This window comes from Agrilactobacillus composti DSM 18527 = JCM 14202, from assembly GCF_001436375.1.
Classification (GTDB): domain Bacteria; phylum Bacillota; class Bacilli; order Lactobacillales; family Lactobacillaceae; genus Agrilactobacillus; species Agrilactobacillus composti.
Window position 1 is genome coordinate 1 of record NZ_AZGA01000002.1, and the last position, 17,202, is coordinate 17,202.

Annotated in this window: 10 protein-coding genes; 7 read left to right on the forward strand and 3 right to left on the reverse strand. The window is 40.7% G+C overall.

The window, feature by feature from the left end; translation table 11 throughout:
- Window positions 1-175 precede the first annotated feature (175 nt).
- From fni to mvk, 3 genes are read right to left on the reverse strand one after another with little or no spacing between them, the layout of a single operon-like run.
- A complete protein-coding gene (fni, locus tag FC83_RS00380) occupies window positions 176-1,216 on the reverse strand; it encodes a type 2 isopentenyl-diphosphate Delta-isomerase (protein WP_035455899.1) in 1,041 nt (346 codons plus the stop codon).
- Between the two features lies 1 nt (window position 1,217).
- Window positions 1,218-2,219, reverse strand: a complete 1,002-nt coding sequence (gene mvaD, locus FC83_RS00385; protein ID WP_035455896.1) for a diphosphomevalonate decarboxylase — start codon at window positions 2,217-2,219, stop codon at window positions 1,218-1,220.
- Between the two features lie 9 nt (window positions 2,220-2,228).
- Window positions 2,229-3,185: a mevalonate kinase gene (mvk, locus tag FC83_RS00390; RefSeq protein ID WP_035455905.1), complete on the reverse strand. Its 957-nt coding sequence runs from the start codon at window positions 3,183-3,185 to the stop codon at window positions 2,229-2,231.
- 84 nt (window positions 3,186-3,269) lie between these two features.
- Here mvk and FC83_RS00395 point away from each other — a divergent pair, with 84 nt between their 5' ends.
- The 7 genes from FC83_RS00395 to FC83_RS00425 all read left to right on the forward strand — a co-directional run bounded on the left by FC83_RS00395 (window position 3,270) and on the right by FC83_RS00425 (window position 17,195).
- Window positions 3,270-6,806 carry a PD-(D/E)XK nuclease family protein gene (locus FC83_RS00395; protein ID WP_057002245.1) on the forward strand — a complete coding sequence of 1,179 codons (3,537 nt, stop codon included), beginning with the start codon at window positions 3,270-3,272 and terminating at the stop codon, window positions 6,804-6,806.
- 11 nt (window positions 6,807-6,817) lie between these two features.
- Window positions 6,818-10,534 (forward strand): helicase-exonuclease AddAB subunit AddA, encoded by a 3,717-nt coding sequence (gene addA, locus FC83_RS00400; protein WP_035455888.1) that lies wholly within the window; start codon window positions 6,818-6,820, stop codon window positions 10,532-10,534.
- Between the two features lie 72 nt (window positions 10,535-10,606).
- Window positions 10,607-13,393, forward strand: coding sequence for a helicase C-terminal domain-containing protein (locus FC83_RS00405; protein ID WP_057002246.1), 2,787 nt, complete (start codon window positions 10,607-10,609; stop codon window positions 13,391-13,393).
- Between the two features lie 30 nt (window positions 13,394-13,423).
- Window positions 13,424-13,903: a cell wall elongation regulator TseB-like domain-containing protein gene (locus FC83_RS00410; RefSeq protein ID WP_035455880.1), complete on the forward strand. Its 480-nt coding sequence runs from the start codon at window positions 13,424-13,426 to the stop codon at window positions 13,901-13,903.
- A 32-nt stretch (window positions 13,904-13,935) separates the two neighbouring features.
- Window positions 13,936-15,126: a pyridoxal phosphate-dependent aminotransferase gene (locus tag FC83_RS00415; protein ID WP_035455878.1), complete on the forward strand. Its 1,191-nt coding sequence runs from the start codon at window positions 13,936-13,938 to the stop codon at window positions 15,124-15,126.
- Between the two features lie 36 nt (window positions 15,127-15,162).
- Window positions 15,163-16,461 (forward strand): asparagine--tRNA ligase, encoded by a 1,299-nt coding sequence (gene asnS, locus FC83_RS00420; protein WP_057002247.1) that lies wholly within the window; start codon window positions 15,163-15,165, stop codon window positions 16,459-16,461.
- Between the two features lie 107 nt (window positions 16,462-16,568).
- Window positions 16,569-17,195, forward strand: a complete 627-nt coding sequence (locus tag FC83_RS00425) for a DnaD domain-containing protein (RefSeq protein WP_052005080.1) — start codon at window positions 16,569-16,571, stop codon at window positions 17,193-17,195.
- Window positions 17,196-17,202: the final 7 nt, after the last annotated feature.

Below are 17,202 nucleotides of genomic sequence, written 5' to 3' on the forward strand. Positions count from 1 at the left end.
GGGACGGAACCTAAGATCAAATTCTATGTGGGGACCCAAGCTGAATCTGAAAAGGCCGCTGAAGCAAAATTGGCTGCCTTTGAGACCGCATTAAATGACTTTATTCAAAAATAAGCGTTAAAGAGGCGTTATAGACCACCGTTGCGGTGCCTATAACGCCTTTGTCATGCTTATATTAAAGTTGAATCTGCCGTTGCTGGCAATAGCTGATCAAATCTGGGGCAAGTACCATGGGCGCCTGACGCAAGGTCAAAAGATCCCGGGCACCAAAAATAGCTAGTAGTAATTTCAACTGGTTAAGCCATTCCTTCAGTGTAATGATGGTTTGTGTTAAACCACTGTCAAGTAATAAATGTAAAATTGTTCCGCTCATGCCCACCATTTGAGCCCCTAAACGCCAGGCCTTAACAATATCATAAGGATTGCGAATGCCACCTGACGCAAAGTAAGTTGGCCCTTGAACCTGGCTGGCTTCAAGTAAGGACTCAACTGTGGTATTGCCCAGCCCTGCTAAGTAGGCCATATCATGCCCGGTGCGACGCACGTTTTCAATTTTAGCAAAATTAGTCCCACCAGTACCCGAAACATCAATATATTGAATCCCCAGTTGATGGAGTTGGCGCAAAGTTGCATTATTCATCCCAAAACCAACTTCTTTGACAATGATCGGTATAGCAAGCTGATTTTGATACTGACTTAAATTATCTGCCCAATAAAAAGTCCGCTCGCCCTCAGGCATAATAGCTTCTTGGATAACATTTAAGTGGATCTGCAGGGCATCAGCAGCTAATAGGTCAATGGCGGCTTGAACTTGCTGTAAATCCTTATCTGCACTCATATTGGCAAAGACCACACCACTAGGATTAAATTTTCGGACAACTTCAAAAGTACTGCCACTAGCTGGTTCCTTAGTAAGGATACTTTCTGAACCAACCGCCATGGGAATCCGGAGTTCAGCGGCAATTTGTGCTAACTGGCCATTAATTTCGCCAGTTTTTTTAGACCCCCCCGTCATAGCGTTGATATAAATAGGCGCAGCAATAGACTTGCCGAAAAGTTCAGTTTCTAAATGGATATCCGCCACAGCGATTTCTGGTAAACTTTGATGCAACAACCTAACTTGATCAAAGGCATTCACCTGATTTTCATCAAAAAGATGAGTGGCAATGGCTAAATGCTCATCTTTACGATGGGCATGTTTGGATTCAGTTGACATATTAGTGCGCCTCTTTCAATGATTCAGAATTGACTATCTTTGCCCCAGGACCAGGGTAGGCCAATAGCATCTCAGTGTTTGGCAACAAGGCTTGTAGCTCAGCTTGAATTTTCAATGCCTCTTGGCCACGACAGATAACTTTCACATTCGGACCAGCGTCCATTGTGAAATAACACAAAAAACCTTTGGCCCGCAACTGTTGAATGGCCGCAATTGCCACCAATGTCTCTGGTAAGAAATAAGAGAAGGGTGGTGTCGCTCCTAAGTTAGTGGCATGCATTTTCAAAGCATTGCTTTCAGCAATCTGGCCAACTTTTTCTAAATCTTGTGCGTCAATTGCCTGTTTGATAGCCAATAAATCTGTCTCACAACTCTTAACAAAGGCCGGATAAAAAGGTGAGGTGGCCACAGTAGTTGCCATGCCTTGGCGACTGGTGACTTTTTTAGCTTGTGCAGAAACAACTAAGGCAATCATGGCAATATCTAGATCCACTTGTTCATTGGCAGCCAGCGGCGTGGCGAAAGATGTTAAGTCATCCTGACCCTTTTTCCATTCAACAAAGCCGCCATAAATCGAACGACAAGCTGAACCAGAACCTCGACGTGCCAACCGGGATAATGTGCGTCTGGGCAATTGTAGCCCAAAAGCAGCACAACTGGCCAGCGTGAGGGCGGCAAAACCAGAAGCTGAACTGGCTAATCCCGCCGCTGTCGGCACATGATTGGTAGAATTGATGGCCAATCTCTGGGTGCTGCCAGTTTCTGCCCGCAAAATGTCTAAAAAGCTGGTCACTTTGCTTAACGCAGCCCCACTTTGAGCCTGACCATCCAATACAAAACTATCGGTTGCAGCTGTGATTGGCTGGGCACTAGTTTTGGTATAGAAACGATCGAGTGTGAGGGATAACGAATTGTTAAAGGGAATAATGAACTTGTCATCTTTTTTGCCCCAATATTTAATCAAAGCAATATTCGTATGAGCAATTGCTGTATAAGTTTGCATAATAACCACCTAAGAATTACTAATTTCTGCGAGTGCTTGGATCCAAGTTTCAATGGCACCAGCGGCCCTTAATCGGGTTGCTAAGTTGCTGGCTGAAGTTTTATCAGCACAAAGCGCAATCATGCAACCTCCTTGGCCACCGCCAGTCAATTTAGCGCCTAATGCCCCTTGTTGGCGGGCAGTATCAATAAGCTGATCTAAGGACGCAGAGCTGACGCCAAGTTCTTTTAAGTTTTGTTGGGCTGAATTTAAATGCTGCCCCAACTGTTTTAAATCACCAGTTGCTAATTCATTTTTGACCTGGGTGGTCAGTTGCCCTAATTGCTGTAACAAGGGCTTAAAATGCCTGGGGTTATCAGTAACGTGCTGCCGAACCAACGCCACGGCAGCACCAGTACGGCCCTTAATACCACTGTCTGCAATCACTAGATACCCAGTTGTGTTGATCGCAACTTGTTGGGGTATCTGACCCTTAATAAACCAAATTGGTGTATTGGCACTGACCGTTGCTGCGTCCAACCCACTGGGCGTGCCATGGATCAAACCTTCGGAAAAATCAGCCCATTTCAACAACACACTGTGGGCCAAGGGGCGTTTGAAAAAGTCAAAAATTGCTCGTATAATGGCAATTCCTGTGGCTGCTGAAGAACCCATGCCTCGTTCAGCTGGTAACGCACTCTTAATCGTCATTTCAAAATTAAGTTGAAAAGCTTCAAAATGTTGCAGTAGTTTTTCGATCAATTGCTTCATGCCATCAAGTTCGGCCAGGGCACGGTCAAGAGGGCCATCATAATAACGCGAGTGTAATATTTGCCCAAAACCAGCCGGGCGTTCTTGCATGTGAACTGTCAAAGCAACTCCTGGTAAGGGTAAGGCGATAGCCGGATAACCATAAACTACGGAGTGATCCCCGATAAGTATAATTTTAGCATGACTGGAACCAATACCGTATCGCAAAATGAGCATCCTTTCGGTATAATATTTGAAGAACATCAAGATAGTTAATCCTAATCAATCTCATTATAAATTTAAGCATAGAGGAGCGGGAACATGAGTCTAAACTTTTTTTATGGCACGGCGGATAAAAATCATCACCAGGCCATCACCACCCAGATATATCAAGACTTCATTCAAAATCCAGAGGACCAGTTTTTTCTAATCGTTCCCAACCACATCAAGTTTGAATCTGAAGTTAATTTAATGTCTACCTTGCAACAAAAGCAAGCTAGTCCTTATTTTGCCAGCGAAAACGTCCAGGTTTTTTCTTTTAGCCGTCTCGCTTGGCATTTTCTAAAGGACACTCAATTTTACCAGAAAAACCGTTTGGATTCAGCTGCGCAAAGTATGATTCTGACAAAAATTTTACAGCATTTAAAAAATGACCTCAAAATTTTTCGTGGTGAACTAAATCAACCCGGTTTTTTGAGCTCACTGGGTAAACAGTTGGCAGAATTACAAATGGCTCAAATTGATACTGCCAAATTACAAACAACCTTGACCCAATTACCTGAAACCTCAGATACCTACTTAAAAATTTCAGATTTAATTTTGATCTATGCGGCTTATCAAAAAGTTGTGTCTGAAGACTTTATCACAAATGATGAGCTATTAGCGCAATTAAGCCAGCTACTAGCAACAACTGACCTCAGTCATATGCATTTTTACTTAGTTGGTTTTACCCAATTATTACCCGTCGAACGAAACGTCGTCAATAGTTTGATCACCAACGCCAGTGAAGTTACCGTGGCACTAGTATTGGATCAACCAAATATGAATGGGGAACTACTTGCTGATGATTTGTTTTTCCGCTCCAAAAAATTACAGCAACAATTGGTGGATTTTGCCCGCAGTCAAAAAATTGTCAGTCATAACACTTTAATTTCTATACCTCGCGTCACACCAGGGGTCAAAGCCATTGGTGATTACTGGCTAGATCCCAACCACACCGATGAAACCAAGCCTGCTTTGGCAGTTTTAGCCGCTAATGATAATTATCAAGAAATTGAAGCGGTCGCCTTAAAGATCCATGCTTTAGTGACTGATGAAGGGTATCATTATCGTGATTTTTTGGTGCTGACCAAACATCTGTCAGACTATGAAACAGTCATCAAACCCATATTTACCCAATTTGAATTGCCATATTTTAATGATTTGGAAATTTCAATGCAAGATCATCCGCTCTTTGCCTTTTTGACCAGTCTCTTTGCCATTGATACAAATCATTTTCGTTATGCTGATATCATGGGATTGTTAAAAACGGAGTTGTTGCTGCCTAAAACGGCTACGGGTTATGTCACTAAAAATGACTATCGCCGCCAACTGGATATTACCGACAATTATTTGCTAGCCCACAATTTATATCAGCGTGATTGGCTCGAAGCAACACCTTGGACGTTTCAAGTTAAAACCTACACTGAAATGGCAACAGATGTGCAAACTGATCCAGTCAAATCAGAAGCTATTGAGACTATTCATCAATTGATCCGATTGAATTTGGCCCCTTTCTTTGACAAATTGCATCGGGCTAAAGACGCCAAAACAGGCGCGCGAATTTTATATGAGTTCTTAAAAGATGTGGGTGTGTTGGACCAATTGATCGCCTGGGAAAATGAAGCCGCGCAATTAAATCAAACCCAACAAATTGCTGATAAGAATAGTCAAGGGTTTAATGTTTTTATACAACTTTTAGATCAATATGTAGCTATTTTAGGTGATTCTGAATTTGATGTGCCTACTTTTGTGGCACTGCTCACTGCGGCTTTTAACAATACCGCATACGCGCAGATTCCATCAACATTAGATGCCGTGAGTGTTTCAGAAGTGGGTATTGTGCAAATGAATAATCGCAAAATGACTTTTTTTATTGGGCTAAATGATCAAAATTTACCGGAGATTGCCAAACCAGAAACTATTCTAAATGATGAAGACCGCACGAGTTTAGCAACATTGAGCCCAGAGTTTGACGAGTTGCCCACGACGGAACACGTGATGGCAAATGAAAGTTTCTTGGCTTATACCGCATTTTTAAATCCCAATTCCCAATTATTCTTGAGTTATGCCAAAACTAACAGTGAAGGGGTCGAGTCAAAACCTTCCCCATATTTGCAACGACTTTGTACGCATTTTGCCATGAGTCCCACCCAATTACCTGATAATTTACCCGCCACCGAGCACATCGCCACCCTAGCACCACTAATTGGTACTAAAAGACAGGTCTTGCATCGCTTGGTGCCCACATTACGCCAAGTCCAAAATGACCGCCAAGCCTTAGGTACGCCTTTGACTTATATCGAAAAATTATTAACGCAAGATAAAACTATTCAACATTTAGCGCGACAAGTATTCAGCAGTTTACATTATTTCAATAAACCTCAGCCTTTAAAACCTAAAATTGTGGACTTGTTATTCGGTGATACATTGAATGCCTCAGTTTCTCAACTAGAAACCTTTTATCGCAATCCTTATGCCTACTTTTTAACCTATGGCTTGAAGCTTCAAGAAAGGGAAATCTACGACTTATCCCCAGCCAGTCGTGGTTCTTTTTACCATGAAGTCATGGACGAATTTATGAAGTTTTTAGTGGATCAGCATTTAAATATCGCCGATTTAAAAGAAGGGCAGATAGATATGATCTTAAACGAAATTTTGGATCGTGTTTATCAAATGCCCCAGTATGATATTTTATCCAGCACTGGGCGTATGCACTATATTCGCTATAAGTTAAAGGAAATTCTAAAAATCTCAATCCGCAATAATATTTTACAGAGTCAGCATATGCGCTTTAAACCCTTTAGAACTGAAATTCCTTTTGGTAGCGGGCAAAATAGTTTGCGGAGTTTAGATTATAAATTAGATCCACAACATAAGGTGCGGATTAGAGGCAAAATTGATCGTATTGACACAGCCGCCGTTTCTAATAACCAGTTTTTCAACATCATTGACTATAAATCTAGCGATCATGATTTGAAATACCAACAGGTCTTTTATGGCTTATCCTTACAAATGTTAACCTATGTTCAAAGTGTATTAGACAACTTACAAGCCCTAGACTTACCCAAGGCTCAATTTGCCGGTGCCTATTATTTCCACCTCCACAACCCGGTAATCAAGCTAAAAGACTTAAAATCCGGCATTGATACTGCGGCCATTGATGGCAAGGTATTAACCGACTTTCGTTATAAAGGCTTAATCTTAAATGATGAGGCCGTATTACAAATTGCCGATGAGAAAATTGATAAAGATTCACAAGTTGTCCCACTTTACTACAGTAAAAATAAAGATACTTTTTCTTCCCGCAGCAATAGTCTAGTGACGCCAGCCCAGCTACAAACTTTGCTAGCCTTCAACGCCCATAAAATTCAAGCGGCAGCTCAAGCTATTTTTGCCGGTCAGTTACCCCTTGAACCGGTACGCTTTAGCAATAACAACACGGCCTTAAACTTCAGTCCTTACTTGCCAATTTTCCAATTCGATGCCATGTTACCAGAAAATAACTACCGTGACTTAGGCAAAGACCCCAGCAAACGAAGTGCCGTAATTGATTATTGGTTAGATAAAATGCTACATGTCCTGAATCAAAGCGACTAGAGAGGAGTCTCATGGTAAAATTTACAGATAATCAACAAAAAGCTATTGCTCATAATGGCCATAATATCCTCGTATCAGCTTCAGCTGGCTCTGGGAAAACAGCCGTCTTGGTTCAACGGGTCATTGAAGAAATCCAGACCATTGATGTGGATCAATTATTGATTGTAACCTTCACCCGCGCGGCCGCTCAGGAAATGAAAGAACGGATTCAGCGAGCCATTCAAAACAGAATTAGTGCTTTGCAGGTGAAACCGAAGCTGTCTGCGACTGATAAAGCCCAGTTACACCATGACCGGCGCCAGTTAAATCGCTTGAACTTAGCCAATATCAGTACCATCCATGCCTTTTGTGAACAGGTCATTCACCGTTTTTATTATTTAATTAACATGGATCCAGAGTTTAGCATTCTTGAAGATAGCACCCAGGGCACACTTTTCAAGCAGAATGTTTTTGCGGATTTGCGGGAAGATTACTACAATGCGGATGATTTAACCTTCTTTAAATTAACGGAAAACTTTTCCAATGATCGCGATGATCAGGGCTTGGAAGACATGATTTTCAATGTTTACGATTACATGCGTGCTTTTGCGGATCCCAGTGCCTGGTTGGCCAGTTTGCCGGAACAATACCGCAATCAACACAACATTTTAGATAATGCTGCTTTTAAGACAACCATCCTACCGCAACTCACGTCAGCGCTAAATACGCTAACCACTACTTGTCAACAGGCGCAACTCCAGTTTGCCCAGCTGGGCTTAGACAAACAAGCTCAGCTGATCGAACAAGTCTCCACAAATATCGCCGCGATTCAAGCCGCTTTAGCGGCCAGAAATTATCAAGATTTGCGCACTCATTTACAGTTCTTCGGGAAAAAAATAACCTGGCCTCGTTATAAAAAAATTGAAGCTGAGGTTGAACCTGATGGTCGGCACTTAAGCCAGCAAATAGATGTTCAAGTCGCGGAGATAACCGAATTAGTGGGCAGTTACTTCATCTTATCTGAAGACCAATTACGTGACATTAACGACCAATGTCAACAATTATTGACAAAGTTTGTTGAAGTCATGACCTCATTTTCTGAGAACTATCAAGAGCTTAAACGCCAGCGTAATTTAATTGATTTTAGTGACTTGGAGCATTTTGCCTATGATATTTTAAATTATCAAGACGACCAGGGCCAACAACCAGCGCGGGAGTTTTACCAACATAAATTTTCAGAAGTATTGATCGACGAATATCAAGATATCAATCCACTGCAAGAATCCTTACTGGGGTTAGTGGCAAAAACCACCCCGGGCAATCGCTTTATGGTGGGGGATATTAAACAGTCAATTTACGGTTTCCGGATGGCAGACCCGACGCTTTTTGCCCATAAATATGCGACTTATGGCGATGATGCAAAAGACAGTGATGAGCGCATTGTCTTGGCAGAAAACTTTCGCTCTCAGCAAACCATTACTGATTTTGTCAATTATATTTTTGCTCAGTTAATGGATCAACAATTGGGGGATATTTCCTATGACCAAAATGCTTACCTGCGTTTTGGGGCAAGTTATTATCCTGCTGATCAAAGCCCGGTAGAGGTCTTATTAACGACCTCAGCTTCAGAAGATACATCAAAAGATCTTGCAAAGACAGATGATGGGCAGCAATTTGACGTTTCGCCAGCCATTTTAACCTTGGCACAACGCATTGCTGCCATGGTCAAGAATCAAGAGAAAATTTATGACAATGAAACCGGCGAACAACGGCCAATAACTTATGGGGATATTGCGGTCTTAGTTAGTACCCGTCACGCCAACTTAGATATTATTGATACATTTAAGAAGGCCGCGATTCCAGTCATCGTCAATGATACCCAGAATTATTTTCAAACTACCGAACTGCGAATTATGCTGGCGTTACTGGAATTAATAGATAATCCCGATCAAGATATTCCGCTAGTGGCGGTTTTAAGATCGCCAATTGTTGGCCTGGATGAAAATGAATTGGGCTTTATTCGCGGCAATGATTCTCAAAAAAACCAATCGTTTTACGAATGCCTACAACAAGTCAACGCTGCACAAAGTATTGACTTAGAAGTTTGTACCCCAGACTTCTTAGAGAAAATAGACCGATTTTTAACTAGCTTGGAAAGTTATCGGGATATGGCTCGGGCCAATCAATTGGCCGATTTAATCTGGTCCATTTACAACACCACTGGTTTCTTAGATTATGTCAGTGGGATGCCCTCTGGTCCCCAACGCAGTGCGAACCTGCAAGCTTTGTATGACCGTGCTAAGCAGTATGAGGCTAACGGGTTTAAAGGTGTCTTTCAATTCGTCCGCTTTATTCAGCAAATGCAAGCCAACGACAAAGACTTGGGCCAGCCTAATGTGACCGAGGAAAATTTAGATGCCGTTCAAGTTATGACAATTCATAAAAGTAAAGGCCTAGAATTTCCGGTGGTTTTTGTTTTTGACTTGGAACACCAATTTAATACAGATGCCTCACGGCAAAAATTTGCTTTAAATCAACAATTAGGCTTAGGCCTGGATTATTTGACCGATCAGCGGGTATTGATCCCAACGGTTCAAAAAAAGCTTATTCAAGCTGTCAATCATCAAATGGACTTGGCTGAAGAATTACGCTTGTTATATGTTGCCTTGACCCGGGCCCAACAAAGACTGCTGTTAGTCGCTGATTTAAGAGATGCGACGCGCAGTCAGAATAGCCCTGAAGCGGTTATGGATCGTTGGGCGGACTTAGCAAGTGATTCCGGCTTACATTTGCCATTAGCTGCAAAGTTAAAAGCTAAAAGTTTTTTAGATTTCATTGGCCCAGCATTGATTCGGGGGCAAAAAGAAGGGGTATTTGCAGATCATTACGTGGGTGGCTTGTTTGATGATTTGCCCCACCAAGTCAGTGCCAAATTCGTTAAACCGACAGCGCTAGCACCAAGTACGCCAGCAGATACAGAAATTCAAACACCGCCAAACCAAGTCATTGAATTGAGCCCGAGTTTTACCCAATTGATTCAGCGCCGCTTCAATCAGCCTTATCCTAACTTAGCAGCTACTAAGACCACCGCGTATCAATCTGTATCGGATATCAAGCGTCAATTTGATGACCCAGATCTGGATACTTTAGCACCCCTAAATTTGGAGAATGGTCCCCAAGCATCTTCAGTCGCGCAACTCAATGAACCAGAATTTTTAAAAGATACGTCCCATATTTCTGCAACCCAATTGGGGACTGCCACCCATCTAATTTTCCAAAAAGTTGATTTGACCCAGCCCTTAACTTTAGACAGCCTAAAAGACACGGTGCAACAACTCATAGCACAGGGGTTATTGACCCAGCCTCTAAGCCAACGCCTGGACTTGCCAGGAATTCTGAGCTTTTTCAATACTGATCTGGGTGAAAAGATTTGCCAACATCCTCAAAATTTCTATCGCGAAGTGACTTTTTCGATGGTTTATCCAGCAAATCAATTATTTGATGAAATTGACGCAAATGATCCCGGAAATGTCTTGATTCATGGTATGATTGATGGGTATTATCGCAGTGATAATGAATTAATTTTGGTAGATTATAAAACTGATCATGCTGATAACCAAACGATTACGACCCGTTATCAGGGCCAATTAAATTTATATGCTTTAGCATTGGCGAATATTTGTCAGCAAAAAGTGAGTCATAAATATCTTTATGCACTCCATAGCCAAGAATTAATACCACTTAAGTAATTATTTTAGAAGTGTCCTCAATAATCGCTGCCAAATTATTCAGGACACATAAAGAAATGGTGTCGATATTAGATGTCTGTTAAGAAACAAATCTATGCTGTTGTTGATTTGGAGACCACTGGTACCAAGCGCGGGATCGATCAAATCATTCAATTCGGCTGTGTTATGATTCAAAAAAATAAAATCGTCAATACGATTTCTCAAAATATTAATCCCAAACAGGCTATTCCCAGGGCAATCACCGATCTAACTGGCATTGATGCTAGCCAGGTAAAAGATGCGCCGACTTTTGCGGAAATTGGCCCATCTTTGCGTAACATGTTAGAGGACACAATTTTTGTAGCCCACAATGTGAATTTTGACTTTCCATTTTTAAATGCAGCCTTTGAAAGCATTGGTTTGCCAGCGCTAAATATTGCCGCAATTGATACTGTGGAACTAGCCCAGATTTTTTTACCCACGGCAGTTAGCTATAAATTGCAAGATTTGGCTAATCTCTTGTCCATTCAGCATAAAAATCCCCATCATGCGGATAGCGATGCTTTTGTGACTGCCAAACTTTTTTTAGCATTAAAAAAAAGAATGGAAAACACCCCGCAACTGACCTTGGCGCATATTGCCCAGCTCAGTGATTTATTAACCCGCCAAACCGGCGATTTCATTCGGGACCTAGCTGATAAACAACCTAAAAAACCACTACCTAGTTATCTACACGTTAATCATGGTCTAGTTTTACGTAATCGTCGTGATTTGCAGGCACAGCCACTACATCAGTTGACTAATTTTCCAAAGTCGCCGAGTGCTAAGAAAAAATTATTTACACCTTTATTAAATTATCGTTCTGGGCAGGCTAAGATGATGAATTTGATTTACGAACACCTTAACCAACCCAAAACGACCCCTTTATTAATTGAAGCTGAAACCGGTAGTGGTAAAACCCTAGGTTATATGTTGCCCAGTTATTTCATGGCTACCCATGAACATAAGATCGTTATTTCAACAGCGACAACCGTCTTACAAAATCAATTAATTGATCAAACAATTCCCTTGGTGGAACAATTACTAGCTGCAAAAGTACCAGTTGCACTGGTGAAAAGCGAAAATCACTATCTTAATCTGGAGATTTTCTATCAATCATTGTTGATCCCATCTTCAAATCGGCCAACCCGCTTGTTACAATTGCGACTGCTAGTCTGGCTAACCATGACGAAAACAGGGGATATTGCCGAATTACAATTGACCAATTATCACAATTACTATTTGCAACGGATCACCCATCATAATGGTCGCAAGCACTTATTTGGCCCAGATGAATTTATGACATATATCGAAACACAGGCCCAACAAGCCAGCATCATTTTAACAAATCACAGTTATTTATTAGCGCATGAAGCCAGTGATTTGTTTGGCAAGCAGGCAACCTTAATCGTGGATGAAGCAGACGAGTTTAGTCGCAATGTTAGTCGGACCCATAATCATACGAGCCATTTTCAAGAGCTTTTAGACTGCTTACATCAGCTTGCCCATCATCATGAGCCCTTGGCCGATGCGGCGGCTGCTATTTATCCAGCTTATGCCCAATTAAATAAGGGGTATTCGCAAATCGACAACCTGCTTACTACAATTAAACGCGTTCAAAGTATTTTCTTTGAAAGTTACATCCAAGATAATTTGCCTAAATCTAAACGGGCTCATCCTATTGATGAAATCATTGATTTAAGCGGGTTAGATATGCCGAAGTATGTTCTGCCTGAATTAAACCAAATTTTAGCGTTAGGCCAAAGTATCAGTGTGAACTTGACCCAAGCTTTAAATCAACTCACCAACCTCGAACAGCAATTTAATCATCAAACCATTTCGCTGCTCAATCAAATTTTAAGCATGATGATTCAATTTCAAAATGCTATCGATGACTATCAACGATTCATGACCCAGATGCTAGCACAATCAGATAATACCGGCATATTATTGCAAATGAAGCAATATGGTAATGTGGAAACATTAGATTTAGCTATCCATGTCTTAGATCCAGGTACAATTGCTCAAAATTTATTCCAGCGCTTTGGGCACGTTATCCTTACTGGGGCAACGTTGACCTTTAATCATAAATTTGATTACTTTTTAAGCCAAATGCACCTCAATAAAAATGAAGTCAATACCTATAAGCTAAATAGCCCCTTTGATTATGAAAATCAGGCCCGTTTAATCACCATCGCCGATGCACCAGATATTAAATCTGTCAGTGCCAGTTATTTTTCGGATTATATTACAGGTGTTATCGATCAAATGGCGCAAGCTAGTACGGGGCAAATCCTGGTTTTATTCAATTCTTTGGATATGTTAAAGCAAACCTATTACACTTTAAAAGAAACCCTTACCGGCCATGAAAAAGAGATTCTGGCCCAGGGGATAACGGGTAGTAACGAAAAAATATTCAAGCGCTTTTCTTTAAGTGAACATGCGGTGTTATTGGGATCTAACAGTTTTTTGTCGGGGATAGATTTCCCAGGCGATCATCTCAAGGCTTTGATCTTAACGCGACTGCCATTTGAGTCGCCCGCACAACCAGAAGTGAAGTTACGTTATAGTTGGTTACAACAACAAGGTATTGATCCCTTTAGCAAGGATTCATTACCTAAAACGGCTTTTAAGGTCAAGCAAGGATTTGGGCGTCTAATTCGACAAGAAACGGATAAGGGCGTCATGGTTGTTTTAGATAACCGCTTGACCAATACTTCTTACGGCCATGAAATTTTGCGTTCACTACCTAAACAAGTCCATAGCGAAGTTTTAAATTTGCGTGATGCGATTCCATCGATTGAAAAATTCTTACGCGAATCTGGTACTTCTTTGGTATAATAAATTGTTGTTGTTTTAAAGGAGATTACCATGAACGAAAAAACAAAGCGTTGGATTTACCTTGCTATTATTGTGGTGTTACTCAGTACGGTTTACATTATCTATCATGTTGGTGTGTCACCTTATAAGAGTAGCCAAGCCGATGCTATTGCACTGGCTAAAAAGAACACAAATCTTAAAACACCAGAGACCTTTTATCTCTATAATCGAAATGAACAAAACTGGACTGTTGGGGGTCTAGATAAAAGTAATCGTAAAATTTTTGTGATCATCAATCCTAAAACCAATCGAATCGTTGTTTTAAATCAAAATGCCGGCATTTCAAAAAAGACGGCGATTAACCGGGTTGTTGACCGCTATAATCCCAAACAAATTCATAATGTCGCTTTAGGTATTTATAAAAAGAAACCGGTTTGGGAAGTGACGTACCAAAATAAAGACGATACCATAGGTTTTGAAACCTTTGATTTTAAAACAGGACGCGTTGTTCAAAGAACAACGAATGTCTAAATATTGTAAGAGAATTTCTAGGAGGAATTAGTATGCGTTTTTCAAAGAATGTTGCAAAAGTACAACCATCAGCAACGCTAGCTTTAAGTGCCAAGGCTAAAGAAAAAAAAGCCTTGGGCATGGATGTTATTGATCTATCTATTGGGCAACCGGATTTTGAAACACCAAAGAATATTGAAGAAGCTGCTATCAAAGCTATTGAAGATGGCAAGGTCAGCGGCTATACTGCGGCGACAGGTTTGCCAGAACTTAAGACAGCAATCATCGATAAGGTTAAAGCTGACTATGGTGTCACATACAAACCCTCTGAAGTCATTGTTACGACGGGTGCTAAATTTGCACTTTATGCCACTTTCCAAGTACTACTCAATGAAGGTGATGAAGTTTTGATTCCCGTACCAGCTTGGGTAAGTTACGTGGAACAAGTGCGTCTTTCTGGTGGGGTACCAGTTTCTGTTGATAGTTTAGATGGCGATTATAAAGTGACCGTCGATGAATTAGAAGCTGCTAGAACACCAAAGACGAAGGCTGTTATTATCAATTCGCCGCAAAATCCCACGGGTACAACTTATAACCGTGAAGATTTGACGCAAATTGGTAACTGGGCTGTTAAAAACGATATTATGATTATTTCTGATGATATTTATAGCCACTTGATGTATAACGGTCACCAATTTGATGCCTTGATTAATATTTCTGAAGATATTCGCAAGCATACCGTTTTGATCCATGGTTTATCAAAATCATACGCCATGACCGGTTGGCGTATTGGCTATGCATTAGGGGATGAACGTATTATTAAAGTCATGTCTATTTTAGCTGGACATGCCACTGGCAATCCTGCAACAGTTAGCCAATATGCGGCCATCGAAGCTTTAACGGGTCCACAGGAATCAGTTGAAACGATGCGTAAAGCCTTTGAAACCCGCTTAAATACAATCTATCCTTTGATTCAAGCAATTCCGGGGTTTGAAATCAAAGAAAAACCCGCAGGCGCCTTTTATTTATTTGTTAATATTAAAGATGCCGTCCAATCAACGGGCTTTACCACGACAGAAGATTTCTGTGAAGAATTGTTGGACCAAAAGTTCGTTGCAGTCATCCCAGGCAGATCTTTTGGCATGCCAGATTATATTCGCATCAGCTATGCCGCAAGCCTTGAAGACTTAAAAGAAAGTATTGACCGTATTCAAAGTTTTGTCTCTGGCAAAGCTAACGACTAATCAGTCTATTTTTTAAATAAGGAGTTTTTCAAACTAATGGCTACACAAATCAATATTATTGATGCCAAAAACCACGTTGATGAAACTGTGCGTATTGGCGTCTGGTTAACAGATAAACGCTCAAGTGGTAAAATTTCATTCTTGCAGTTGCGTGACGGTACCGCCTATTTCCAAGGTGTTGTGGTCAAGAGTAACGTCCCTGAAGAAATTTTTGAATTGGCCAAACACTTGAAACAAGAAAGTAGTTTTTGGGTAACAGGTGTCATTCATGAGGATAGCCGGTCCCATTTTGGCTATGAAATTGAAGTCAGTGACTTAGAATTAGTTGGTGATAGTGAAGACTATCCGATTACCCCTAAAGAGCATGGCATCGAATTTTTATTAGATCATCGTCATTTGTGGTTACGCTCTAAAAGACCCTATGGCATTATGCAAATCAGAAATGAACTTATCCATGCGACTTATCGCTTCTTTGATCAAGAAGGTTTCTTGAAGTTTGACCCACCCATTTTGACCGATAGTGCACCGGAAGGGACCACTGAATTATTTCATATTGACTACTTTGACAAGGATGCTTATTTATCCCAAAGTGGGCAGTTGTATGAAGAAGCCGGCGCAATGGCTTTTGATAAAGTTTATTCTTTTGGCCCAGTATTTCGCGCTGAAAAGTCCAAAACTAGACGACATCTAACTGAATTTTGGATGATCGAACCAGAAATGGCCTTCATGCATCAAGAACAAAGTCTTGAAATTCAAGAAAAATATATTGCTTACTTGGTACAAGCCGTTTTAGACCATTGTCAATATGCCTTAAAATTAATTGATCGTGATCCTAAAATTTTGGAGAAATACACAAAGACACCATATCCGCGCATTTCTTATGACGAAGCCATCGCAATGTTACAAAAAAATGGTTTTGACACGAAGTGGGGCGATGACTTTGGCTCCCCAGAAGAAACATTTATCTCTGACCAATTTGAACAACCGGTGTTTGTATTGAACTATCCCAAGACAATTAAACCATTTTATATGAAATCCCATCCTACCCGTGATGACATCTACTTATGTGCTGATTTATTAGCACCAGAAGGTTATGGTGAAATTATTGGTGGCTCTGAGCGGGAAACTGATTATGAAATTCTTAAAAGCAGCATTGTTAAAGCTGGTTTAGACCCCGATGAATATAGTTGGTATCTGGATTTGCGCAAGTATGGCAGTGTGCCCCATGCCGGCTTTGGCCTTGGCTTAGAAAGAGCAATTACTTGGATTTGTCACTTAGATCACCTAAGAGAGGCAATCCCATTTCCAAGAATGTTGACCCGCATGCGGCCATAACTTCAACTGTTTTTGACTTAATATATAGATTCTATTGAATATATCGTTAAAAGGCTGTGGCAAATATTTGCTCCGGCCTTTTAACATTATGAAGTGGTGGTGATTTTTTGGATAATTTTACAAAAGCCTTACTAGATTCAGGCAGTACGGCGATCCCTAATATTTTATTGCAAAATATTGGCAACTTAAAAATGACCAGCGACGAATTTCTGCTATTTGTCACACTATGGCATTATCATGAAAAAGGCATTGGCTTCCCGGGTATCGAACAATTATCGACTGCCTTAGGGTTTAACCAACAAATAATTTTTCAAATTCTACACAGTTTGACCGAAAAAAAATTTATCACTATTAAAACTACCCATAATGCCCAGCAAGTCCAACAAGATACTTATGATCTAATGCCAATCTTTGATCGACTCGCTTTAGTATTACAACAAGCAACATCTTCAAACCAAGTCCGTGAGAAACAAGCCACTCGCAATAGTTTATTTAAACAAATCGAAGTGGAATTCAATCGCCCTTTGTCGCCGATTGAAATTGAAACCATTGACGCGTGGTTAAACCAAGATCATTATAATCCGGACTTGATTCAATTAGCTCTGCGTGAAGCCGTATTAAACCAAGTTTATTCTTTAAAATATATTGATCGAATTTTACTGTCTTGGGAAAAGAAAAACATTACCACCAAAGAACAAGTCCAACGGGAAAAAGATTTAAGAAATCAATATTAAAGGGGTT

Coding starts and splice junctions, on each gene's coding strand:
- mvk (WP_035455905.1), bottom strand. CDS start 3,185: ATGCTCATTTTGCGATACGGTATTGGTTCCAGTCATGCTAAAATTATA.
- FC83_RS00405 (WP_057002246.1), top strand. CDS start 10,607: ATGTCTGTTAAGAAACAAATCTATGCTGTTGTTGATTTGGAGACCACT.
- addA (WP_035455888.1), top strand. CDS start 6,818: ATGGTAAAATTTACAGATAATCAACAAAAAGCTATTGCTCATAATGGC.
- FC83_RS00395 (WP_057002245.1), top strand. CDS start 3,270: ATGAGTCTAAACTTTTTTTATGGCACGGCGGATAAAAATCATCACCAG.
- fni (WP_035455899.1), bottom strand. CDS start 1,216: ATGTCAACTGAATCCAAACATGCCCATCGTAAAGATGAGCATTTAGCC.
- mvaD (WP_035455896.1), bottom strand. CDS start 2,219: ATGCAAACTTATACAGCAATTGCTCATACGAATATTGCTTTGATTAAA.
- FC83_RS00410 (WP_035455880.1), top strand. CDS start 13,424: ATGAACGAAAAAACAAAGCGTTGGATTTACCTTGCTATTATTGTGGTG.
- FC83_RS00415 (WP_035455878.1), top strand. CDS start 13,936: ATGCGTTTTTCAAAGAATGTTGCAAAAGTACAACCATCAGCAACGCTA.
- asnS (WP_057002247.1), top strand. CDS start 15,163: ATGGCTACACAAATCAATATTATTGATGCCAAAAACCACGTTGATGAA.